Annotated in this window: 27 protein-coding genes; 7 read left to right on the plus strand and 20 right to left on the minus strand. The window is 60.4% G+C overall.

All coding sequences use genetic code 11. The features are described 5' to 3' along the window. Window positions 1-32: 32 nt before the first annotated feature. Together GOV80_RS05085 and dapE are read right to left on the minus strand one after the other, a co-directional pair. The gene (locus GOV80_RS05085) at window positions 33-608 is read right to left on the minus strand and encodes a TIGR04282 family arsenosugar biosynthesis glycosyltransferase (RefSeq protein ID WP_170783108.1); all 576 of its coding nucleotides are present in this window, start codon (window positions 606-608) and stop codon (window positions 33-35) included. A 1-nt stretch (window position 609) separates the two neighbouring features. Then, window positions 610-1749, minus strand: a complete 1140-nt coding sequence (gene dapE / locus GOV80_RS05090; protein WP_170783109.1) for a succinyl-diaminopimelate desuccinylase — start codon at window positions 1747-1749, stop codon at window positions 610-612. Between the two features lie 207 nt (window positions 1750-1956). Between dapE and GOV80_RS05095 the strand changes: the two genes are divergently transcribed. After that, window positions 1957-3015 (plus strand): transporter substrate-binding domain-containing protein, encoded by a 1059-nt coding sequence (locus tag GOV80_RS05095; protein ID WP_170783110.1) that lies wholly within the window; start codon window positions 1957-1959, stop codon window positions 3013-3015. Here the strand turns inward: GOV80_RS05095 and GOV80_RS05100 are convergent. Next, window positions 3012-3356 carry a hypothetical protein gene (locus GOV80_RS05100; RefSeq protein WP_170783673.1) on the minus strand — a complete coding sequence of 115 codons (345 nt, stop codon included), beginning with the start codon at window positions 3354-3356 and terminating at the stop codon, window positions 3012-3014. The two genes, GOV80_RS05095 and GOV80_RS05100, sit on opposite strands and share 4 nt — an antisense overlap. A 95-nt stretch (window positions 3357-3451) precedes the next feature. On the opposite strand from GOV80_RS05100, the gene GOV80_RS05105 reads away from it, so the two are divergent. Further along, on the plus strand, window positions 3452-3787 hold the full coding sequence (locus GOV80_RS05105) for a cupin domain-containing protein (protein WP_170783111.1): 336 nt from the start codon (window positions 3452-3454) through the stop codon (window positions 3785-3787). Between the two features lie 51 nt (window positions 3788-3838). Here the strand turns inward: GOV80_RS05105 and dapD are convergent, their stop codons facing one another. The 3 genes from dapD to GOV80_RS05120 form a co-directional block, all read right to left on the minus strand. Continuing rightward, entirely contained in the window at window positions 3839-4666 is an 828-nt protein-coding gene (dapD, locus tag GOV80_RS05110; RefSeq protein WP_170783112.1) for a 2,3,4,5-tetrahydropyridine-2,6-dicarboxylate N-succinyltransferase, read from the minus strand. Window positions 4667-4793: 127 nt separating this feature from the next. Continuing rightward, complete coding sequence (locus tag GOV80_RS05115; protein ID WP_170783113.1) at window positions 4794-5393, minus strand: GntR family transcriptional regulator; 600 nt, start codon at window positions 5391-5393, stop codon at window positions 4794-4796. A gap of 44 nt (window positions 5394-5437) precedes the next feature. Then, window positions 5438-6349: a threonine/serine dehydratase gene (locus GOV80_RS05120; protein ID WP_170783114.1), complete on the minus strand. Its 912-nt coding sequence runs from the start codon at window positions 6347-6349 to the stop codon at window positions 5438-5440. Window positions 6350-6428: 79 nt separating this feature from the next. Between GOV80_RS05120 and GOV80_RS05125 the strand changes: the two genes are divergently transcribed. Both GOV80_RS05125 and GOV80_RS05130 read left to right on the plus strand, forming a co-directional pair. Further along, the gene (locus GOV80_RS05125; RefSeq protein ID WP_170783115.1) at window positions 6429-7271 is read left to right on the plus strand and encodes an LOG family protein; all 843 of its coding nucleotides are present in this window, start codon (window positions 6429-6431) and stop codon (window positions 7269-7271) included. A gap of 3 nt (window positions 7272-7274) precedes the next feature. Beyond that, window positions 7275-8372 carry a cystathionine gamma-lyase gene (locus tag GOV80_RS05130; RefSeq protein ID WP_170783116.1) on the plus strand — a complete coding sequence of 366 codons (1098 nt, stop codon included), beginning with the start codon at window positions 7275-7277 and terminating at the stop codon, window positions 8370-8372. On the opposite strand, the gene GOV80_RS05135 is transcribed toward GOV80_RS05130, so the two are convergent. Then, complete coding sequence (locus GOV80_RS05135) at window positions 8373-8756, minus strand: hypothetical protein (RefSeq protein ID WP_170783117.1); 384 nt, start codon at window positions 8754-8756, stop codon at window positions 8373-8375. A 154-nt stretch (window positions 8757-8910) separates the two neighbouring features. Between GOV80_RS05135 and GOV80_RS05140 the strand changes: the two genes are divergently transcribed. Together GOV80_RS05140 and GOV80_RS05145 are read left to right on the plus strand one after the other, a co-directional pair. Next, entirely contained in the window at window positions 8911-9828 is a 918-nt protein-coding gene (locus GOV80_RS05140) for a DnaJ C-terminal domain-containing protein (protein ID WP_170774911.1), read from the plus strand. Further along, the gene (locus tag GOV80_RS05145; RefSeq protein WP_170774914.1) at window positions 9825-10166 is read left to right on the plus strand and encodes a hypothetical protein; all 342 of its coding nucleotides are present in this window, start codon (window positions 9825-9827) and stop codon (window positions 10164-10166) included. The genes GOV80_RS05140 and GOV80_RS05145 overlap by 4 nt, the downstream gene beginning before the upstream one ends. A 6-nt stretch (window positions 10167-10172) precedes the next feature. On the opposite strand, the gene GOV80_RS05150 is transcribed toward GOV80_RS05145, so the two are convergent. From GOV80_RS05150 to GOV80_RS05170, 5 genes are all read right to left on the minus strand, one after another. Beyond that, window positions 10173-10799, minus strand: a complete 627-nt coding sequence (locus GOV80_RS05150; RefSeq protein ID WP_170774916.1) for a cytochrome P460 family protein — start codon at window positions 10797-10799, stop codon at window positions 10173-10175. Window positions 10800-11035: 236 nt separating this feature from the next. Beyond that, window positions 11036-12223, minus strand: a complete 1188-nt coding sequence (gene rlmN / locus GOV80_RS05155; protein WP_170783118.1) for a dual-specificity RNA methyltransferase RlmN — start codon at window positions 12221-12223, stop codon at window positions 11036-11038. A 79-nt stretch (window positions 12224-12302) separates the two neighbouring features. Next, window positions 12303-12680 carry a lysozyme inhibitor LprI family protein gene (locus tag GOV80_RS05160; protein ID WP_170783119.1) on the minus strand — a complete coding sequence of 126 codons (378 nt, stop codon included), beginning with the start codon at window positions 12678-12680 and terminating at the stop codon, window positions 12303-12305. A 110-nt stretch (window positions 12681-12790) separates the two neighbouring features. Continuing rightward, window positions 12791-12958 (minus strand): hypothetical protein, encoded by a 168-nt coding sequence (locus tag GOV80_RS05165; protein ID WP_170783120.1) that lies wholly within the window; start codon window positions 12956-12958, stop codon window positions 12791-12793. Between the two features lie 172 nt (window positions 12959-13130). Beyond that, window positions 13131-13664 carry an invasion associated locus B family protein gene (locus tag GOV80_RS05170; RefSeq protein WP_170774923.1) on the minus strand — a complete coding sequence of 178 codons (534 nt, stop codon included), beginning with the start codon at window positions 13662-13664 and terminating at the stop codon, window positions 13131-13133. 178 nt (window positions 13665-13842) lie between these two features. Between GOV80_RS05170 and GOV80_RS05175 the strand changes: the two genes are divergently transcribed. Then, a complete protein-coding gene (locus GOV80_RS05175) occupies window positions 13843-14841 on the plus strand; it encodes an asparaginase (RefSeq protein ID WP_170783121.1) in 999 nt (332 codons plus the stop codon). Between the two features lie 3 nt (window positions 14842-14844). Here the strand turns inward: GOV80_RS05175 and GOV80_RS05180 are convergent, their stop codons facing one another. The 8 genes from GOV80_RS05180 to hutI form a co-directional block, all read right to left on the minus strand. Continuing rightward, window positions 14845-15165, minus strand: a complete 321-nt coding sequence (locus GOV80_RS05180; protein ID WP_170774927.1) for a YciI family protein — start codon at window positions 15163-15165, stop codon at window positions 14845-14847. A 33-nt stretch (window positions 15166-15198) separates the two neighbouring features. After that, entirely contained in the window at window positions 15199-15627 is a 429-nt protein-coding gene (locus GOV80_RS05185) for an SRPBCC family protein (protein WP_170783122.1), read from the minus strand. Next, entirely contained in the window at window positions 15615-15944 is a 330-nt protein-coding gene (locus GOV80_RS05190; protein ID WP_170783123.1) for an ArsR/SmtB family transcription factor, read from the minus strand. Before GOV80_RS05190 ends, GOV80_RS05185 begins: the two co-directional genes overlap by 13 nt. A gap of 46 nt (window positions 15945-15990) precedes the next feature. Beyond that, on the minus strand, window positions 15991-16869 hold the full coding sequence (serB, locus tag GOV80_RS05195) for a phosphoserine phosphatase SerB (protein ID WP_170783124.1): 879 nt from the start codon (window positions 16867-16869) through the stop codon (window positions 15991-15993). A gap of 70 nt (window positions 16870-16939) precedes the next feature. Continuing rightward, window positions 16940-18622, minus strand: a complete 1683-nt coding sequence (gene hutU, locus GOV80_RS05200) for a urocanate hydratase (RefSeq protein ID WP_170783125.1) — start codon at window positions 18620-18622, stop codon at window positions 16940-16942. After that, the gene (gene hutG, locus GOV80_RS05205; RefSeq protein WP_170783126.1) at window positions 18619-19437 is read right to left on the minus strand and encodes an N-formylglutamate deformylase; all 819 of its coding nucleotides are present in this window, start codon (window positions 19435-19437) and stop codon (window positions 18619-18621) included. Before hutG ends, hutU begins: the two co-directional genes overlap by 4 nt. After that, complete coding sequence (hutH, locus tag GOV80_RS05210; RefSeq protein WP_170783127.1) at window positions 19437-20966, minus strand: histidine ammonia-lyase; 1530 nt, start codon at window positions 20964-20966, stop codon at window positions 19437-19439. Before hutH ends, hutG begins: the two co-directional genes overlap by 1 nt. Further along, window positions 20963-22171, minus strand: coding sequence for an imidazolonepropionase (gene hutI / locus GOV80_RS05215; protein ID WP_170783128.1), 1209 nt, complete (start codon window positions 22169-22171; stop codon window positions 20963-20965). The genes hutH and hutI overlap by 4 nt, the downstream gene beginning before the upstream one ends. Between the last annotated feature and the right edge of the window lie 30 nt (window positions 22172-22201).

Here is a 22201-nt window from a genome sequence, read left to right on the forward strand (position 1 = left end):
GGGCGTGCGACGGCGTCATGACCAAAAACGGATCAAGGTTTCAGATCCGCCACCGTGTCCACATCACGCAACGGGTCCAGCAGCCCCACCCGCTGACCGGGGATCGAGGCCAGCGTATCCGCCAGCGCATGTTCGGTGGACCAGCGCACATTGCTAAATAGACCGTCGGGCAGCGCACCGTATCTTTGCGCGCCCACCAGCCAATACCCGCCATCGGGCGCAGGGCCGAACACCATCTGCGCTCCGCCAAGCGCTGTGAACGCGCGGGCAATATGGCTACGCGTGATGCCCGGAATATCCGCCCCGATCAGACAGACGGGTCCTTTTGGCATCCCGCGCAACATTCGCCCCATCCGGTCACCCAGATCTCCCCGCCCTTGCGCTGCGCGCGGCAGGTCGGTGGGCCAGATGCGGCTGTTCAGCCCTTCGCGGTCGGGCGAAACCGCCAGCACGATCTGCCAGCGCGGGTCGCGCAGCCGCCGGATCAGGTTTCGGGTCTGGTGGCGAAACCACCACGCGGCGCCAACCATACCGATATCGCGGCCCAGCCGGGTTTTCACCCGACCCGGACGCGGCTCTTTGACCATGATCACAAGGGTGCGCTGCATCTCAGGCGAAATAGTCCCGCAGGATGCGCGTATAGATCGCCTTAAGCTGTTCGATCTGGGCTACCTCGACGCATTCGTCCACCTGATGCATCGTGCGGCCCACCAGCCCGAATTCCACCACCGGGCAGTGATTTTTCACAAATCGCGCGTCCGAGGTGCCGCCCGTGGTCGACATCTCGGGCACCACACCGGTTTCCGCCTCAACCGCCTTGGCGACCAGTGCGGACAGGGGCCCCGGCGGGGTCAAAAAGCTCTCGCCCGAGATCCTGATGCGCAGGTCGATCTCAACCCCGAACTCATCGGCCACGGCAGCGGCCTCGGCCCGCAACCAATCGCTGAGGCTGGCCCCGGAATGCAGATCGTTGAACCGGATATTAACCGCCCCGGTACATTGTGCAGGGATCACGTTGGTTGCCGGGTTGCCCGTGTCGATCGTTACCACGGCCAGTGTTGAGGCGTCGAAATGGTCTGTACCCTGGTCCAGCTCGTTGCTGGCCAACCGGTCCATCAGCCGCGCCATTGCGGGCATCGGGTTCTTGGCTCGGTGCGGATAGGCCGCGTGGCCCTGAACCCCAGTCACGGTAAACCAGATATTCATCGAGCCACGCCGCCCGATCTTCATCATCTCGCCCATTGTATTAGGGCAGGTCGGCTCACCAACCAGACAGTCCGACATCTGTTCCCCTGCGCTGTCCATATAGTCCAGCAGGGCGGTCGTGCCATCTAGCGCGTCGCCCTCTTCATCGCCTGTAATGGTCAGGATCACCGCACCGTCGGGGGGTGTGTCGCGCACGAAATCAACCGCGGCAGCAGCGAAGGCCGCCACGCCGGACTTCATATCCGTGGTGCCACGCCCATACATCACACCGTCTTTCACCTGCGCCGCGAAGGGCGGCGTGGTCCATGCGGCCTCATCGCCGACGGGAACAACATCGGTATGGCCGTTGAAACCAAAACTACGCGGATGCGCCTTGTCGCCCCAACGGGCGAATAGGTTGCTGACCCCACCGCGATCTACGCGGGTACAGTCAAAGCCTGCGCCGGACAGCAGATTTTCCAGCAGAACCAGCGCTCCGCCCTCCTCGGGTGTGACCGATTGGCAACGGATCAGCTCCGCCGTCAACTCTACCGGGTCTGTCATCTTTGCCCCTTTCCCATTCCTCACACGCAGGTTCGCGCACAGATTCAACGAATTGGCCCAATTGCCAACCCCTGAGTCGGCCACTTCACCTCGTTTTTTGACAGAACTCTCGGGGTGATACCCCAACAAAACATCAGGTGTGACCCAGCGACCACCTTGTCCCACCCGATAAATTCGCGTTACAGGGCCGCGAAACAGGTAATTTTGATGACTCGCATTCTTGTCACATGGATCTGCCTGACTTTCGCGGTTCTCGCACAGCAAAGCCAGGCGCAGACATTGTCGGTCACCACCGTGACCCGTCCTCCGTTCTCATATGTCGAGGATGGGGCGGATGTGGGATTCTCGATGGACCTGCTGGCTGCTTTGGCCGAGGCCCTGAGCTGGGACTACGAGATCGACCGCGTAGACGGCTTCGGCGACATGCTGGTTGCGGTGCAAGACGGCACGTCTGATCTGGCCATCGCCAATATCTCGATCACCGCCGCGCGTGAAACGCAGATGGATTTCAGCCAACCGATTTTCGAGGCCGGTTTGCAGATCATGGTTCCCTCGGACGCGGTGCGCCGCCCGTCTCTGCTGCAAGCCTTGCTGTCGGTTGAGCTGTTCATCGCCATCGGGCTGGCCTTTGCCATCCTGCTGGGCGGAGGGATGCTGATGTGGGTGTTCGAGCGCCGCTCGCAGCCCTATTTCGACCGCAAGCTAGATGAGGCATGGTTTCCGTCCTTCTGGTGGGCGCTTAATCTGGTCGTGAATGGCGGGTTCGAGGAACGGATGCCGCGCACCCCCTTTGGCCGCCTGCTGGGCGTGGTGCTGGTGGTGTCGTCCCTGTTCATCGTTTCGGTGTTCACCGCGCGCATCACCTCGGTCATGACGGTGGATGCGATCAGCGGCAACGTGAATTCGGTCAATGACCTTTATGGCAAGCAGGTCGGCACGATCTCGGGCTCGACCGCTGCCAGTTTCCTGAACCGGCGCGAGATAGAGTTTGCAGGCTATGACAGTCTTGATCCCTTGCTGGCCGCGTTCGAAGCCGAGGATCTGGACGCCGTCGTGTTCGATGCCCCGATCCTGTCCTACTATGCCACGCATCAGGGTCGCAGGTTCGCTTCGATGACCGGCGGTATTTTCCTGCGCGAAAACTACGGGATCGTTTTCCCGACCGGCTCGCCCTTGGTGGAAGACGTCAATCAGGCACTGCTGGCCCTGCGCGAAGACGGCACCTATGACGAGATTTACCGAAAGTGGTTCGGCGCGCGGAACTAGACCGCGTCTTCATTCCCGAAAAACGGCGTCATCTGAGCAACAATGACCGCGTTCTCGTCCAGCGCACGTTGCATCAGGGCGCGCTCATTCGGGTCGATGTCATGGCCCTGCGCTTCGCGCTCGGCCAATGTGCCATAGCCGGTCACGTCCAAAGGCGCGGTGTCGGCTTGTTTCAGGATCGCTACGGTTTCGCGCACCGCCTCGGCCTCATCCACGCCGCTGGCAAAGCACATCAACGCCGCCCCGGTCGCGCCTTCGGGCAGGCCGTCGCCTTCTTTGCGGCCGATCTGCACAAGCAGGGTGTAAACTTGCTGACGGGAGGGTTTCTTTTGCTTTTCCATGTTGGGGGCCATAGCCGCGCGCCCCTGTCCGGTCAAGCGATTGCATGAGGGCGGGCATCTGGCCATAGTGACGCCATCAGCCAAGAGGGGGCCATATGACCTATCCAGATTTCATTACCATTTTTCCCAGCCTCGACGTCCCGTTCCCCGAGGACGTGGTACAATCCGCCGTGATCCGCTCGGACGCCGGTTTGGTGGCATTTTTTACCTTTTTGCAAGACTTCGAACTGCCCATGCATTCGCACAAGGCGCAATGGGGCACGGTCATTGAAGGCGAGATCGAATTGACCATCGGGGATGAGACACGCATCTACCGACCCGGCGACAGTTACTCGATCCCTTCAGGTGTGGAACATGGCGGTAAGATTAAGGCCGGGTCGCGGGTGATCGACGTGTTCGAGGAAGCCGACCGCTATCCGGTCAAGGGCTAACAATAAAGGCCGCAGCGCGGGGCTGCGGCCTGTATTCGACTGGCGCGGGGTTTAGTCGCGCAGCAGTTCATTGATCCCGGTTTTCGAGCGGGTCTTTTCGTCCACCCGCTTCACGATCACAGCGCAATAGAGGCTGATGTTGTTCTTGGTCGGCATGGAGCCAGCAACGACCACCGAATAGGGCGGCACTTCGCCGTAGGTGACCTCACCGGTTTCGCGGTCGACGATCTTGGTTGATTTGCCGATGAACACGCCCATGCCCAGAACTGAGCCTTCGCGGACGATGCAGCCCTCGACCACTTCCGACCGGGCTCCGATAAAGCAGTTGTCTTCGATGATGGTCGGGCCGGCCTGCATCGGCTCCAACACGCCACCAATGCCGACGCCGCCCGACAGGTGGACGTTCTTGCCGATCTGCGCGCAGGACCCAACGGTGGCCCACGTGTCGACCATCGTGCCTTCGTCAACGTAGGCGCCGAGGTTCACGAAAGACGGCATCAGAACCGCGCCGGGCGCGATGTAGGCTGATTTGCGGACCACACAGTTGGGCACGGCGCGGAAGCCTGCGGCTTTCCACTGGTTCTCACCCCAACCGGCGAACTTGCTGTCCACCTTGTCCCACCAGCCACCGGCCTGTGGGCCACCGGTCTGGATTTCCATGTCCTTGATGCGGAAGCCCAGCAAGACCGCTTTCTTGGCCCACTGGTTCACGTGCCAGTCGCCACTGTCCAGCTTTTCAGCAACACGCAGCGTGCCGCTGTCCAGCGCGTTCAGCGTGTCTTCGATGGCCTCGCGTGTTTCGCCGGTGGTGGCGGGGGTGATGGTATCGCGTGCCTCCCATGCGGCTTCGATGGCGGCTTCCAGTTGCGCGTTGGACATTTCGGGGCTCCCTGACGAATCTGTTCACGTTGGTGTTGCCTATACGCAGACGAAAACAATGACGCAATGCGACGAAGGCGGGCGCGTTTACGTCAGGACATCGACACTGCGGTGTTTTGCGCGCCGTCTAGCTTGCCCGCCGGATATGGCGCACCAGAATGGCAACCGCTCCGGCGGTGTCTTTCTTCTGCATCGCCTGCATCAGCGCGGCGTGGTCGCTGTCGACCCGCTGCTCCCATTTCGGCCGCCAATGCGCGAACAGATACCGTGCGCTTGCGATGTGCAGATCGTCGATTGTACGCAGCAAACGCGGCAACCCGCAGGGCGTCAGAATGGCGCGATGAAAGGCGCGGTTCCTGGCTTCCCATTCCGGCATGGTTTCAGCCGCATCACAGGCAAGTCGCGCCTCTTCTGCACGTACCAGGGCATTAGGTGTCAGGTTCTGTACCGCGTATTGCAGCGCCAGAGGCTCCAGCGCGACGCGCATCTCGATCACTTCGCGCATCTCAACCGGGTCCAGCGCTGTTACGCGCATTCCACGACGGGGTTCGCTTTTGGCCAGCCCATGGGCCTGCAACCGCAGCAAAGCCTCGCGCACCGGCACATGACTGGTGTCAAAGGCCCGTGCAATATGATCCTGACGCAGCTTTTCCCCGGCGGTCAGTGCGCCGGTTATGATCTGCTGGCTCAAGCTGTCGTAGATGGTGTCGGCAATGGTCGCGCTCATGGATTATAGATAAAATCCGACCCCAAAGATCACAAGCCGCATTCTCAGCCCATCAGCGGGTCGGGTGAAATATTGCCCCCGCACACCAGCACGGCCACTTTTTCCCCCGGCGCGGGCTTATACGCGCCAGAGATCAACGCCGCCAAAGCCGCAGCACCTGCCGGTTCGACCAGAATCCGATGCGCTTGCCAAAGCCGCTTTTGCGCATCGGCAATGGCCGCATCGCTGACCAAGACCGAGGTCATGCCCTGCGCCAGACCAAAACAAATCGATCCGATCCGCCGCGCGCCCAGCGCATTTGCCGCAATACCCGAGACCGGGACATCGACCGGCTCCCCGGCCTGCAATGCGGCATTCAAAGCGCATGAGGTCTCGGGCTCGACCGCCACGACCTTGCGCGCACCTTGCAACCACGCCAGCGCCCCGGCGATCAGCCCTCCGCCACCGACAGCGACCAGAACTGTGTCGGCTTGCAGGCCTTGCGCCTCCCATTCGGCGAAACACGTGCCTTGCCCGGCGACGGTGCCCGGCGCGTCATATGCGTGGATCTGCATCGCGCCGGTCTGCGTCGCGTGATCCTGCGCCGCCGTTAGCGCGTTCGCGTATTCGCCAGACACAACACTCAGGTCTGCTCCCGTTTGTTCGATCAACGCGATTTTGGACGGACCCGCCAGTTCGGGTACGAAAATCTTGGCCGGATAGCCCAGCGTCTGCGCCGCATAGGCCGCCGCTGCGCCGTGATTGCCACCCGATGCGGCCACGACACCGGCCTCTGGGACATCCATGCTGAGCAACGTATTAAACGCCCCACGCGCTTTGAAGCTGCCAGTGTGCTGCATGTGCTCCAGCTTCAACTCAATCGGGTAGCCCGGAACGCGGCTTTCCATCACGGGTGTAACCTGTGCGTACCCGGCGATCCGGTCTGCGGCTGCTGAAATTTCGTTCTTCCAATTCATTCTTGTACTTCCGTGACTGGCGCTCTGACCGCGAACCCTATAGCTGTTTTGCAAACACGCAAGCAGGGAAACCTCACATATGAGAGAAGACCGCCACAGCCCGTTTCGCGACGCGCAGACCGACCGCTCGACCGCGAGCGAGGTGCCGGACACGCCGCAGACACGCTCGCCCGCCTATCGTCTTGCCTTTGCCGATGACGAGTTTCTGTGCCGCGATGAGCTGCGCCCGGTACGCCTGCAATTGGAGCTGCTTAAGCCCGAGATGATCATGAGCGAACGTCAGATCACCTCGACCATCGTCATGTTCGGCGGCGCGCGCATCCCGGAACCGTCGCAAAAACACAATGCGCGCACGAAAACTCTGGCTGACTTGTCGGAGTATTATGACGAAGCACGTGAATTTGCCCGGTTGATGACCGAGAAGTCGAACCAGACAGGCTGTCGCGAGAATGTCATTGTCACTGGCGGTGGCCCCGGCGTGATGGAGGCTGGCAATCGCGGCGCGCAGGACGCGGGCGGCTGTTCCATCGGGCTGAACATCGTGCTGCCGCATGAACAGGCGCCGAACCTCTACGTGACGCCGGAACTCAGCTTCAACTTCCACTATTTCGCCATCCGCAAGATGCATTTCCTGATGCGCGCCCGGGCCATCACCATCTTCCCCGGTGGCTTTGGCACCATGGATGAGCTGTTTGAATCCCTGACTTTGATCCAGACCGGCCGGATGGACCGCGTGCCCTTCCTGCTGTTTGGCCGCGCGTTCTGGGAAAAGGTCATCAACTGGGAGGCGCTGGCGGATGCGGGCACCATCTCGGAAGAAGATCTGGACCTGTTCCGTTTTGTCGACACCGCGCAAGAGGCTGTCGACATCATCGAGAACTGGGAACCCGCCCCGCCCCGCGACGACATTCCGGGGCGCTGAACGATGGCCCCGAAACCCGGAGAGATGCTGCACCTGCGCGGCAATGCCCTGAATGCAGGCGACCCTGTGGCGCTGCCTCTCACGCAAAGCAGCATGTACCATCTGCCCGGCGCGCCGGATGGTTTGGCAACCTATGGCCGCGTCGACAACCCCACATGGGTGCATCTGGAACATGTTCTGGCCCATCTGGAGGACGCGCCTTGCCTCGTGTTCCCCTCGGGCATGGGGGCGATCTCGGCCGCTTTGTTTGCCACCATCAAGGCCGGGTCGCGCATCCTGATCCCCTCTGACGGCTACTACGTCACCCGCGTGTTGGCGGATCGGTTCCTGTCGGGTCTGGGTGTGTCCGTCACCGAACGCCCCACGACCGGTTTCACTGAGGGCGGGTTTGAGGGATTCGATGTGGTCTTTGTCGAAAGCCCATCGAACCCTGGTCTGGACATGATGGACCTGCCCGCGATTGCACAATCCGTCCGCGCGGCCGGAGGGATCACGATTGCTGACAACACCACCATGACCCCGCTGGGCCAGCGCTCGCTGGATCTGGGCGTGGATGTGGTTGTCGCCTCGGACACCAAGGCGATGGGTGGGCATTCCGACCTGCTGATGGGCCATGTCTCCAGCCGCAATCCGCAGATCATGGAGCGGGTCGAGGAATGGCGCAAAGTCTCTGGCGCGATCCCCGGCCCGCATGAGGCATGGCTGCTGCATCGCGGGCTAGAGACGCTGGATGTGCGGTTCGACCGGATGTGCGCCTCGGCGCAGGTACTGGCCGAGCGGCTAGCGGATCACCCTGCGGTGAAAGCTATCCGCTATCCCGGTCTGCCCTCTGACCCCGCGCACGCGCTGGCCAAAGCGCAGACAACGCGGTTCGGGTTTCTGTTGTCGATCACGCTGGACAGTGAAGACAAAGCCGAAACCTTCATCAACGCCTGCCCGATGCTTCGTCCTGCCACATCCTTCGGAGGCGTCCACAGTTCAGCCGAACGCCGCGCGCGCTGGGGCGACGATGTGGACCCGGCCTTCATCCGTCTTTCGGTCGGGTGTGAGCCGGTCGTGGAGTTGTGGCAGGCGATAAACGCCAGCCTTAACGCGCTGTGATTATTTCTTGGGCTCGCGCAGTTCAGTGAACACGTAGATCGGCAGCACGATGCTGGCGATCAACGCCCCCAGCCAGACCAGCAAGGTTGCGGCCAGCAGGTTCGAAATACCGCCCACAGTCAGACCATTTGTGATCAGATCGGTCAGCAGCAACCCGACAAAGGTCACGATCAACGCGATACCGCCCTTGATTGCAGGCGCGCGCTTTGCGCCCAGTTTCAGGATCAGTGGCTCGGCGACCCATTGAATAAGCGTGAAAACGATCACCACCACGATGAACGAGATCGGCCGGATCGCAAATTCAGGCAGCAAGATCGCCGCCAGCAGCAACCCGATGGCATTCCCAGCCAGCAGGGCCAGAACGGACTTGAGTCTGCGCGTCATTAAAGTCTCCGTCAGCAATCAATTCAAAACATGCAGATATTAGCAGGATTAAGCGATTTAGCGAGGTATTTCAAAAGCCTCTTTCTTTTGGGTCTTTGAAATCGCATGATAAAACCCAAGTATCAAGGTCAGACCCCCACCGACGAGAGGTGAGATGAGCGACGATCCCTATACCGTTTTAGGTGTTGCCAAGGATGCCAGCGACGCCGAGATCAAGAAAGCCTATCGGCGTATCGCCAAGGACTGTCACCCCGATCTGAAACCCGGCGACGCCGAGGCCGAGGCAAAATTCAAAGCCGCAGCCGCCGCTTATGATCTGCTGAAAGACCCCGAGAAACGGGCGCAATACGATCGGGGTGAGATTGACGCCTCGGGCCAGGAGCGTCCGCAACAACAATACTATCGTGACTATGCCGAGGCTGCCGGAAACCCCTATCGCGGGCGCGCGGCAGACCCGGACGATATGTCGGACATCTTCGCCGAATTCATGCGCGGGCGCGCCAACTATGGTCAACGCAGTCAGGGGTTCCATGCGCCGGGGCATAACCGCAGCTACAGCCTGCAGATCAGCTTTCTGGACGCTGTGTTTGGCGCCAGCCAGAAACTGACATTGCCTGACGGCGACCGGATCGAGGTTAAGATCCCGGCAGGCATTACAGACGGCCAAACCATCCGACTTCGCGGCAAGGGGGATCCCGGGTTTGGCGACGGGCCTGCAGGTGATGCTCTGGTCACCGTGACAGTCGCACCTCATCCGGTGTTTGAACGTCAGGGTGATGACATCCACATCACCCTGCCCATCACCATTGATGAGGCCATTCTGGGCGGCAAAGTCCCCGCGCCAACTATTGACGGCGGCGTCAATGTCAGCGTGCCGCCGGGTACCAGCAGCGGCAAAACCCTGCGGCTGCGGGGCAAAGGGGTGAAAAAACGCGGTTCTTCCGACCGGGGCGACCAACTGATCGAATTGACCGTCGCCATGCCGGACCAGATCGACGATGACCTAAAGGCTTTCATGGAAACGTGGCGTGACACACACCGCTATGATCCTCGCAAAGGAATGCCGTCATGACCCGCACCCTGACCGAATCCGAAGTGATCGCAACCGTGACTCGCCTGACCTCAGCCCGGTTGACCGAGTATCTGGCCGCCGAAATCGTGATCCCTGAAAGCACCGAACAAGGGCTGGTCTATCATAGCCTTGACGTGGCCCGACTAGAGCTGGCCTGCGAGTTACACGACCAGTACGAGATGGAAGCAGATGCACTATCGATGATGATCTCGCTGATCGACCAGATGCACGGGTTGCGCGCCGAACTGCGCGAGGTGCTGAACGCCGTCGAATCGCAGCCCGAACCCGTCAGGCAAAGCCTGATCGACGTGATCGGCACCGCCCGGTTCGGGCGATAGGAAAGCTCAGTTCTGCACCAGATATTCTTCGGGCACGTAGAATGTATAGTCCCTATCCGCCACGGCCTCGTGACAATCGTGGCAATAAGACACGGCGCTGGCGCGGTCGCCCATCGTGTCGCCAAAGACCGACCCGTCCGGCATCACCATGATATAGCGCCAATCTGCCGTATCCGGGCTGGCGCCTTCGGCCAGTTTCTCCATCACGAACAAGGCGCCGGGATGGGTGTTGCCCTCATCCGTGACAGTCATGCTGTCCTTGGCCAACACCGACCCCAAAGGCAGCTTTTCACCCGGTTGCAGCGTGCCGTAATTGTGCGCCATCCGGTTGGCATAGCTGTTTACGAACCGCCTGCCATGGGTTTCCGAGATATAGGGCGCATCGTTGAACAAAGGCCAGTTCTGATAATTTCGCAGCTCATCCATCTGCGCGGCGGCGTATCCCCGCGCCATCCGGCGCTGTAATGAGGCATAGATACTCAGCGCCTCTTCCTTGGTTAGATCCGCCGGGTTTTCGATCGCAAGATGCGCGTTTTCACCATTCGACTGGGCCGCGACTCCGGTCGCCACCAAGCCTGCCAATCCTAACCCCAATAGAATTTTGCGGTTTTGTCGTATCAATTGCACAAACATTCATATGGCCTATCTGTTCAATTCGGTTCACAGAAACGCCGCACGTCTTGTGAGTGGCTATTAGATAGCGGCCATGGGTCTTCTCGCCATCACGGGGCACTCGACTCTCACCCCATTGTGCATGGATGTGAGCGAAGTACCCAAGTTTTGACCTGGCAAACATACCAAAAAAAGCATGCAATAGACAGACGCAGACGCATTAAATCTGTTTACGGGGCGATCAAATTTTATGCTTACTATCCGTCGAGGCCCGCTTCGGCTGCAATTTGCTTGCGCGATTTGCGCGCACGCTCGGTTGCGGATTTCAACTGACCACAGGCTGCCATGATGTCCTCGCCCCGCGTTTTGCGGATGGGGGAGGCATAACCCGCCTGATAGATGATATTCGCAAACGCCCGGATCCGGTTGTTCGAGCTGCGCTTATAAGGCGCGCCTGGCCATTCGTTGAACGGGATCAGGTTGATCTTGGCCGGGATGTTGTGGCGCTTGATATGGTCAATCAACCTATGCGCGTCGGCGTCGCTGTCATTGACGCCATCCAGCATCACGTATTCGAACGTGATCCGCTCCGAATTAGACGCCTTGGGATAGCTGGCCAGTGCGTGTAGCAGCTCTTCGATATTCCAGCGCTTGTTGATCGGCACCAGCACGTCGCGGGTCTCATCCGTAGTGGCGTGGAACGAGATCGCCAGCAGGCAGCCGATTTCTTCCGCCGTGCGGGCAATCTCGGGCACCACACCGCTGGTCGAAAGCGTAATCCGACGGCGGGACAGGGAAATTCCCTCGGGGTCCATTGCGATCTTCATCGCGTCGCGCACGTTGTCGAAATTGTAAAGCGGCTCGCCCATGCCCATCAAAACGATGTTCGACAGCAGGCGCGTTTCATCCTTGGGCGCGCCGGGGGTGGGCCATTCGTCCAGATCATCGCGGGCCATCATCACCTGACCCACGATCTCGGCCGCGGTCAGGTTGCGCACCAGTTTCTGTGTGCCTGTATGGCAGAAAGAACAGGTCAGCGTGCAGCCCACTTGCGAGGAAATACACAGCGTGCCGCGATCGTCCTCGGGGATATAGACCACCTCAACCTCGTGCCCGCCTGCAATGCGGCACAGGTATTTGCGGGTGCCATCCTCGGACACCTGCCGTGTTACGACCTCGGGAATTTCGATCACAAAGCTCTCGGCCAGTTGGGCCCGATAGGCTTTGGCGAGGTTCGTCATCTGCGCAAAATCGCGAACACCCCATTGATAGATCCACTGCCAGATCTGCCCGGTGCGCATCTTGGCCTGTTTCTCGGGCGTGCCATGTGCGACCAGCGTCGTGCGCAATTGGTCGCGAGTCAGACCGACAAGGTTAACCTTCCCCTCGGGCAGCTTGCGGGGGATGGTCATGACGTCTTGAGTGATCGGCGCTTTGGGCGACATGGGGCTATCTCGGCAGATTCTGGCTTGGGATGCGCCTCTATATAGGACCTAGCGCAAAGATCAAAAGAAATCGTCGCGTTTAATTCGCGTAGCGCAGCAATTCGTCCACACGTGCCCGGCCCAACTCTACCCGACAGGCGGTAATGCCAATGCCGGTACCTGACCCACCACCAAACGACGCGCCAACAGCCTCGCATTGGGCATCGCGGTAAGCCAGCCACGCGGTCTGCGCGCTGTCCAACGCGGGCACTGCCACAACACGTCCGGTAACATCATCCAGTTCTTTGGCCGATTGCATGGCAATGTCGTAACTTGCATCTATCGCCTGATTGACGCGGTCCTCCATCGCGCCCACGCATGCGCCAATCTCTATCTGAGAACCAGCATCCAGACATTCTAGAGTTGGATCAGCACTGGCAGCGGAAGACAGAAACAAAATCAAAAATGCAAAGCGCATCGGGCAGCTCCCTGTTGGTTGCCCAATACTAGCACAGGCCCGGTTTTACCCCAAAGCGTCGAAGCCCCAGACACGACGACATGGCCGTGCCACGATGGGACCCGCATGCGTCAAATGCCCGGTGGCACGATATTGCAATCCGTCGCGTCCAGCGTTTGAACCGGATCATCCGGCCCGCATTGCTCGCCCGTGATCGGATATGTATCGGCCTCTTTCTCGCAAGCACTCAGGATAAGGGCGACCATCATCAAGAGAGCGGTGAGTGATTTCGTTTGCATGTCGGGCTCCTTCCCTAGTTCAGAGCCTTATACATGCAGATATTTGCATTCAATTCTTTGACTGGAATCAAATTTCGAATACGAATGCCGCCTCCAGAACGCTGCACAATGCCCTGCCGCAACGCAAAAACCCCGCCAGACTGGCAGGGCAGCGATCAGGGGAATTCCCAGTCTAGTTGGTGCAGCGCGTCTCGGCGTCTTCAATCGCGGCGGTGAACCCCAGCAGCGAGAACGTGTCCTTGGTCTGTGTCCCACGCTCCGAGCGCGCCGTCAGGACGGCCTCGGTCCCGCGCTTCATGGCTGCGACCACCTTCAGGTCTTCACCTTCGGTTGCGGGCCACGCCCATTCACCTTCGGTGATCAGCTCGAACTTGGTGCCGTCGATATCAAGATTGACAGTCGATCCCGGTGCAAATGGATAGCCGCCCGTGAACGTCACCTGCCCTTTGACCTCGGCGTTGGGGCGGTAGAACACGAACAGCAGAATGTCGCTGCGCCGTACCGACACGACCCGCCCACCGCGGGTGTTCACGGTTTCCTTGGGGGCGGAAACGCTCCAGCATTCAGTCGGGTCATCCTCGACGAAGACGCTCCAGTCCGTTTTGGCTGCCACCCTGTTCGTGCTCGTCGCCTGTTGTGCAGTTGCCGTTGTTGCCAATCCTGCTATGCACAGGCCCGCGATCACGCGGACAAGCTTTGATCCCATCGTCCAGCCTCCTAGCTCGACCCATTACCTCATACCCACCGGAAATGCGTGCGGACCCTGCCTGATCCGTCTGTACGTTGCGTCTTCCGATGATTGCCGACATACACACTGTAACGCAGGTTTCGCCACAGGCGAAAGAGCGATTGGCAGAATTTTGCGCATGTTAAGGAATGTTCTAATGACACAAGCCGTACCAATGACAGAACTGTGGCGCGGACCCCTGTTGGAAAGCCTACATCTTGGGCATGCGGTGATCTGCGACGATACCGGACAGATCGTTAAAAGTTGGGGGAATCCGAACGCTGTGATCTATCCGCGATCCTCGGCCAAGATGATTCAGGGATTGCCGCTGATCACTTCGGGTGCAGCGGCGAAGTACGGGCTGACCTCGGAACATCTTGCACTGGCCTGTGCCTCGCACAGTGGAGCGCATATTCATACCGATCGCGTCTCAGCCTGGTTGGACCACCTGGGTCTGGCGGAACCCGATCTTCGCTGCGGCCCGCAAGAGCCACAGGACATGGCTGCGCGCGACGGGTTAATATTAGCCGATGACACGCCATGTCAGATTCACAATAACTGTTCGGGCAAGCATTGCGGGTTTCTGACCGTTGCTCAGCATATGGGCGCCGGACCGGAATATCTGGAAATCGACCACCCCGTACAACAGGCCTGCCTGTCCGCGCTTGAGGAAACAACGGGCGAGACCAGCCCCGCCTACGGCATCGACGGCTGCTCGGCCCCGAACTTTGCGACCTCGCTGGTCGGGTTGGCGCGTTCGATGGCGTGGTTTGCCAGCGCCGCGGATCGGTCGGACCGGGCCAGCGACGCGGCGCAACAGCTGACGGCCGCAATGATGAAACACCCCGAGCTGGTCGCCGGTGAAACTCGCGCCTGCACCGAACTGATGCGCGCCATGGGTGGTCGCGTTGCCATCAAAACCGGTGCCGAGGCTGTGTTCATCGCAATCCTACCCGAAAAACGCATGGGCGTGGCATTGAAGATCACCGACGGCACCACCCGCGCCAGCGAATGCGCCATTGCCGCGATTCTGGTCAGCTTGGGCGTGCTGGAGGCCGACCACCCGGCCACCCGCGAATTTCTGAACGCCACGCAATACAGCCGTCGAGGGCTGGAATGCGGCGTGATCAAACCCGCGCCGGGGTTCCCCAGCTAAAGGCTACATCTCAATCTCGTGAATCTCGGCCACTTCGACCGAGCCGGACCCGTTGATAACCATCGGGCAACCCTTGGCTATCTCGGTCGCAGCATCCATGCTTTCGGCTTTGACAACTGTAAAGCCCGAGGCCGGATTGGCGCCGCCATTGTCAACAACACCGCTGCTGCTGACGGTGTAAGACTGGCCAACCGGGTTTCCGGGGATGTCCAGTGCCTCGCCCATTCCGCCGAACCAAGCGCCCCAGGCGGCCATGGTCGCTTCGATTTCAGCGGGGTCGGTCGGGGTATGACCACCGTGATAGACAAATAGAAACTGTGGCATTTATTTCCTCCCTTATGCCTTCGTGATGAAAAACTAGGCCAGCTGTGCGGCCAGCTTGTTCAGCGTCGACGTCCAGCCTTTGGTGTGGTTCGCTGCGATTTCGTCATCGCCCAACTCGCGGTGGTCGATGATCAACTTTGCACCCTCTTCTGCTGCCTCGACCACCAACATCACATGGCTTTCGGCTCCGCGCTGGTCCTGATCGTCATGCCAGCCCCATGTGAACCCAACCGATTTGGGCGGATCGACATGCGTCACATGACCCGAAACCTTAAACCGCTGCCCTTCGCCATTTTGCATCACCGAATACCACGGACCCGTGCGAGAGAAATCCAGGTTGTGCTCGGGCACATGCATCCCTTCGGGTCCCCACCACTGCAGAAGCTTGTTGGGGGTGCTGATCCACGCATACAGATCGTCCGGTGCAAGCGGGTAAGCGCGCTCCAGTTTCAAATCGGCCATGAGGTCTCCTTTTCGATTGCATCACCCAGACGGTCCAGGCTGCTTTCCCAGAATTGACGTTTCGAGATGGTCCATTCCGCAATCGCGCGCAGCCCCTCGGGGCGGATCGAATACATCCGCTGGCTGCCCTTTACGCGCTGATTTATCAGCCCCGCCTCGCGCAGCAGTTTCAAATGGCGCGAGATAGCGGCGCCGGACATGCCGCGCCCTTCGATCAGGTCTCCGGCGGGTAGTTCCCCATCCTGCATAAGCTGCTCGACGATGGAAAACCGTGTGGCGTCAGACAACGCGGAAAATGTGGTCAGAAGAGTGTTCATGACCATTGTTTAACATTTTTGTTAAATAAAAGAAAGCCGCGCCGTGCTAACGGGCCGCAAACTCAGATCGTGCATAGCCTTGCAGGAACAACAAAGCCGAAAGATCTCCGTGGTTTACCCGCACCTCACACTGTTCCGCGACCGAAGGTTTCGCGTGCAGCGCCACCCCGGTTCCGGCCCGTCCCAGCATACCCAGATCATTCGCGCCATCGCCCACGGCGATCACATCCGATTCGGAAAGACCCAACCGCGCAGTGATCTGTTCCAAAGCATCCACCTTGGCCTGACGACCCAGGATGGGACGCCCGACATCACCGGTCAGCTTGCCGCCCTCGGCAAGCAGCGTGTTGGCGCGGTTCTCATCAAAGCCCAGTTCGGCCCCGACCTTGGCCGTAAACGCCGTGAACCCGCCCGAAACCAGCGCGGCATAACCACCATGCGCCCGCATTGTGCCGACCAGTTCCCTACCACCCGGCATCAGGGTGATACGTTCGGCCAGCACCTTGTCGATCACGGCCTCATCCAACCCTTTCAGCAGTCCAACACGTTCGGTCAGCGCCCCCTCGAAATCCAGCTCGCCGTTCATGGCCCGCGCGGTGATGTCTTTGACCCGCTCACCAACACCGGCCTCATCGGCCAGTTCGTCGATGCATTCCTGCTGGATCATGGTGCTGTCCATATCGGCCAGCAGCATCTTCTTGCGGCGATCGTTGGCGGGTTGGACCACCAGATCGACACCCATTTTCTGCAAATCAGCCCACACGTCCCACTGATTGTCCGGCAGGCCTGACAGCGAAAACTCTGCCGCCTCATCCGGGTTCAACCACTGCACATCGCCGCCGCCCCAGGCGTTACGCAGGGAGTCGACCAGACTCTGTTCCAGCGCATTTTTGTCAGGGTTAGTCAAAAGGGTGGCAACGTACATCTTCAATCTCCGGCAAGCTCATCTGCGGGATATCGCAGGTGCAGCATTTTCACCAGAGGACAGATGCGCCCTAGCCCAGAATACCCGGCAACCGCAGCCCATGCGCACGGGCGCAATCCTTCGCTGCCTCATACCCCGCATCCGCATGACGCCACACGCCCGAGGCCGGATCGTTCCACAACACCCGCTCGAGCCGCCGCGCGGCGTCCTCGGTCCCGTCAGCGCAGATCACCACACCCGCGTGCTGACTGAAGCCCATGCCAACGCCGCCGCCATGGTGCAGCGACACCCATGTCGCCCCGCTGGCCGTATTGATCAACGCATTCAGCAAAGGCCAGTCGCTGACGGCATCCGAGCCATCCAACATCGCCTCGGTCTCGCGGTTCGGGCTGGCAACAGAACCGCTGTCCAAGTGATCCCGCCCGATCACCACGGGGGCCTTTAGTTCACCATTAGCCACCATCTCATTGAAGGCGAGCCCTGCGCGATGCCGATCCCCAAGCCCGATCCAGCAGATGCGCGCGGGCAGACCCTGAAATGCGATGCGGTCCTGCGCCATATCGAGCCAGCGGTGCAGGTGCTCGTTTTCTGGGAACAGTTCCTTCATCTTGGCGTCGGTTTTGTAGATATCTTCGGGGTCGCCGGATAGGGCGCACCAGCGGAACGGGCCGATCCCTTTGCAGAACAGCGGACGGATATAAGCGGGCACAAAACCGGGGAAGGCAAAGGCGTTTTCCAGCCCTTCATCCTGCGCCACCTGCCGGATGTTGTTGCCGTAATCCAGTGTCGGCACGCCTGCATTCCAGAAATCAACCATGGCCGCCACATGCTGTTTCATAGACGCACGTGCGGCTTTTTCCACCGACTTAGGCTCTGTTTCGCGCTTTTCCCGCCACTGTGCCATGGACCAGCCGATAGGCAGGTATCCATTGATCGGGTCATGGGCGCTGGTCTGATCGGTGACGATATCGGGGCGCATGCCCCCCTCGTCCATGCGACGGTAGATCTCGGGGAAAACCTCGGCGGCATTGCCCAGCAGACCGACGGATTTCGCCTCACCGGCTTTGGTCCAGCGGTCGATCATCTCAAGCGCGTCGTCCAGCGTCTCGGCCTTTTCATCCAGGTATTTGGTGCGCAGGCGGAAGTCGATGCTGTCGGGGTTGCATTCCACCGCCAGACAACAAGCCCCGGCAAAGACGGCCGCCAATGGCTGCGCGCCGCCCATACCACCCAAGCCGCCGGTCAGAATCCACTTGCCGGTCAGGTCGCCGCCATAGTGCTGACGCCCGGCCTCGGCAAAGGTCTCATAGGTTCCCTGAACGATGCCCTGCGTGCCGATATAGATCCACGAGCCGGCCGTCATCTGGCCGTACATCATAAGGCCCTTCTTATCGAGTTCGTTGAAGTGATCCCAGTTGGCCCAATGCGGCACGATGTTGGAATTGGCGATCAGAACGCGCGGTGCATCCTTGTGGGTGCGGATGATGGCCACGGGCTTGCCAGACTGGACAATCAGCGTCTCATCCTCTTCCAGATCCTTCAAACCCGCCACAATAGTATCGAAATCCTGCCAAGTCCGTGCGGCGCGCCCGATCCCGCCATAAACCACCAACTCATGCGGGTTCTCGGCCACGTCCGGGTGCAGGTTGTTCATCAGCATCCGTAGAGGCGCCTCTGTCATCCAGCTTTTGGCGTTCAACTCAGGGCCAGTGGGCGGATAGATATCACGGGTGTTTTTGCGTGGATCGCTCATGTCTGGGCTCCTTGATTGGTCAGTGCCCCCGATCGGGCGAGGTCATTGAGGCGGGTGAGCATGTCGGTGAGATAAGGCCGTAAGGCCGCAGCCCGGTCCGCGCGCCACGTCCACGGCGGCGCTTCGTCCATGTAAGAGCGCTGCGCCAACTCCATCTGGATCGCGTGGATATTCTGATCTGGTCGCCCATAGTGGCGGGTTGTCCAACCACCACGAAAGCGTCCGTTCAGCACCGCGGGCATCCTTTCGGCACCCTCAGCCACCCCTTGCACGGCCTGTTCGATGACGCGTGCGCAACTTTGACCGTCATTCGTGCCGGTGTTGAAAACGGGTAATTCCCCTTCGAACAGAAACGGAATTCGGGACCGGATAGAGTGGCAATCGAACAGGATCGCCACCCCATGACGCTCGCGCACGCGGTGTAGTTCTTGCAGCAGCGCGGCGTGATAAGGCGCATGATAGGCGTGACGCCGGGATTCGATTTCATCCGCTGAGGGCTCTTGCCCATCGGCCCAGATCGGTTGGCCGTCAAAATCGGTCAGCGGAACCAGCGTCGTCGTGTTCTGACCGGGATAGAGCGAAACACCCCCCGGGTCGCGATTTGCGTCGATGACATAGCGATGGATATGGGACTGCACCACCGTCGCATCGGTAAATGCCCCGTCGTAGAGTCTGTTTATGTGCCAATCTGTGTCCGCAATCCCCCGGCCAATGTCGTTTAACCGCGCTGCGATGTCATCGGGCACATGGGTTCCACCATGAGGCTGACCCAGCACAATCGGGCTGTCACCGGAACGAACCGAAACCACCTGCATCAGAACAACTCCGGCATGGGCAGTTTGACCACGTCCAACACGCACCCATCGGCAATTAGCACCTTCGCCTGTTCAAGCTCTGGCGCCAGATAACGATCCTCGGACAAGGCTGGAATATCGGATCGCAGCCGGGCTACGGCCTGCTGCAACGGGGCGCTTGTTACCAGCGGGGCGCGGAATTCCACGCCTTGGGCTGCACACAGCATCTCGACCCCCAGGATATAGTTCAGGTTCTCGACCATCCGCGTCAGCCGTCGCGCGCCGTGGGCCGCCATCGAGACGTGATCCTCCTGATTGGCCGAGGTCGGCGTGCTGTCGGTGACGCAGGGGTTGGCCAGATGCTTGTTTTCGCTCATCAGTGCCGCAGTTGTCACTTCGGCGATCATCAGGCCCGAGTTCAGACCCGGTTCGGGTGTCAGGAAGGGCGGCAGATCAAAACTCAGCGCCGGGTCCACCATCAGGGCGATGCGTCGTTGCGCGATGGCTCCGATCTCGGACAGGGCTAATGCGATCATGTCGGCGGCAAAGCCCACGGGCTCGGCGTGAAAATTCCCGCCCGAGACAATCGCGTCCTCCAGAACCAGCGGGTTGTCGGTGGCGGCGTTGGCTTCGACTTCAAGCGTGGCCGCCGCTTGGCGCATCACATCCATGGCCGCGCCCGTGACTTGCGGCTGGCAACGGATGCAATAAGGGTCCTGAACCCGCGTATCGCCATCACGGTGACTTTCGCGAATTTCCGACCCGTCCAGAACCGCACGCATGGCGCTGGCCGCCTCAGTCTGGCCGCGATGGCCACGCAAAGTGTGGATTTCGGGGCGCAACGGCGCGGTCGAACCCATGATCGCGTCGGTCGACAGGGCAGACACCACCAAAGCGTTTTGCGCTGCACGCCAGGCCTGAAACAGCCCTGTCAGCGCAAATGCTGTCGAGAACTGGGTCCCATTAATAAATGCCAGCCCCTCTTTCGGACCGAGTTGAATCGGCTCTAACCCGACTTTTTTGAGCGCATCAAGCCCCGGCAGGACCGTCCCGTCCACTTCGGCCTCACCTGCACCGATCAGCACGGCGGTCATATGGGCCAAAGGGGCAAGATCGCCCGATGCCCCGACCGATCCCTGCGCCGGGATGACAGGTGTCACACCACGTGCCAGCATTTGCTGGAGCAGCTCGATCAAGTCCCACCGCACGCCCGAGGCCCCACGGCCAAAGGACAACAGCTTGAGCGTCATCATCAACCGGGTCACGCGGCGCGAGATTGCGGGGCCAACCCCGCAGCAATGGCTGAGGATCAGGTTGCGTTGCAGGGTAGATGTATCCTGCGCCGCGATTTTGTGGCTGGCCAGTTTGCCGAAGCCAGTATTGACGCCATAAACAGGGTCTGCGCCCCGCGCGGCGGCCTGCACGCGGTGGGCTGCGGCCTCGACCGCAGGCTTGCATGCGGGGTCCAGCGTCACGGTGGCATCTTGCCAATACACGTGCGCCAAATCGGTCAGAGTGACTGCGCCGGGGGTCAGGGTCAGCTCGGTCATTCCGATCCTCCGAACAGGCGCGCGTGCAAGGGGTTGAAGCCAATGCGATAAGCCAGTTCCGCCGGATGAGAAACATCCCAGACCGCAAGATCAGCCCGCAGGTGCGGCGCAATTTGTCCCGTATCCGCCAGCCCCAAAGCGCGCGCAGCGTTTCGGGTTACACCGGCCAACGCCTCTTCTGGCGTCAAGCGGAACAGGGTGCAGGCCATGTTCATGGTCAGCAATAGCGAGGCCAAAGGTGACGAGCCCGGATTGCAATCCGTCGCCAGCGCAATCGGAACATCTCGGTCACGCAGCAGTTGGACCGGAGGCTTCTGGGTCTCCCGCAAAGTATAGAACGCACCGGGCAGAAGAACCGCAACCGTACCCGCATCCGCCATGGCCGAGACGCCCTCGCCATCCAGATACTCCACATGATCCGCCGACAGCGCCCCATAGGCTGCGGCCAATTTGGCGCCGCCCAGATTGGAGAGTTGCTCGGCGTGCAGTTTGACGGGTAAACCAAGCTCCCGCGCCACATCGAACACCCTGGCGATCTGGGTCGGGTTGAAAGCTATGCCCTCACAGAACCCATCCACCGCATCGACCAGACCTTCGGCATGGGCCTTGCGCAGGGCGGGAATGCAAATCTCGGTCAAGTAGGCGTCGGGATCCGCGCGGTAATCCGGCGGCGCGGCGTGTGCGCCCAGAAAGCTGGTATTGACCCGCACCGGCCGGGCCTGCCCGATCCGCCGTGCAACGCGTAGCATCTTAAGCTCGGTCGCGACATCCAAGCCATAGCCGGACTTGACCTCGATACAACTGACCCCCTCGGCCAGCAGTGCATCCACGCGCGTCAGGGCATCTGCCAGCAGCGCCTCTTCGCTGGCTGAACGCGTAGAGGTCACAGTGGACAGAATCCCTCCTCCGGCGCGGGCGATCTCCTCATAGCTGGCCCCGTTCAGGCGCATCTCGAACTCGGCGGCGCGGTTGCCACCGAACACCACATGCGTGTGCGCGTCAATCAGGGCTGGCGTGATCAGCCGGTCGCCAAAATCCTGAATCGGCCAATCCGCATAATCCGAGGGCATATCTGCCCGAGCGCCCACCCAGACGAACCGCCCCCCGTCGACAGCGATTGCCGCGTTCTGACACAGGCCGTACGGCCCCGTGCCCTCAACCATGGTTGCCATATGCGCACTTAGAAGAACCGATTTTTTTACCATGAGGATTCTTTTGGGCTCCCTTTCTCGTTA

This window comes from Ruegeria lacuscaerulensis (assembly GCF_013034685.1).
GTDB classification, from domain to species: Bacteria; Pseudomonadota; Alphaproteobacteria; order Rhodobacterales; family Rhodobacteraceae; genus Ruegeria; species Ruegeria lacuscaerulensis_B.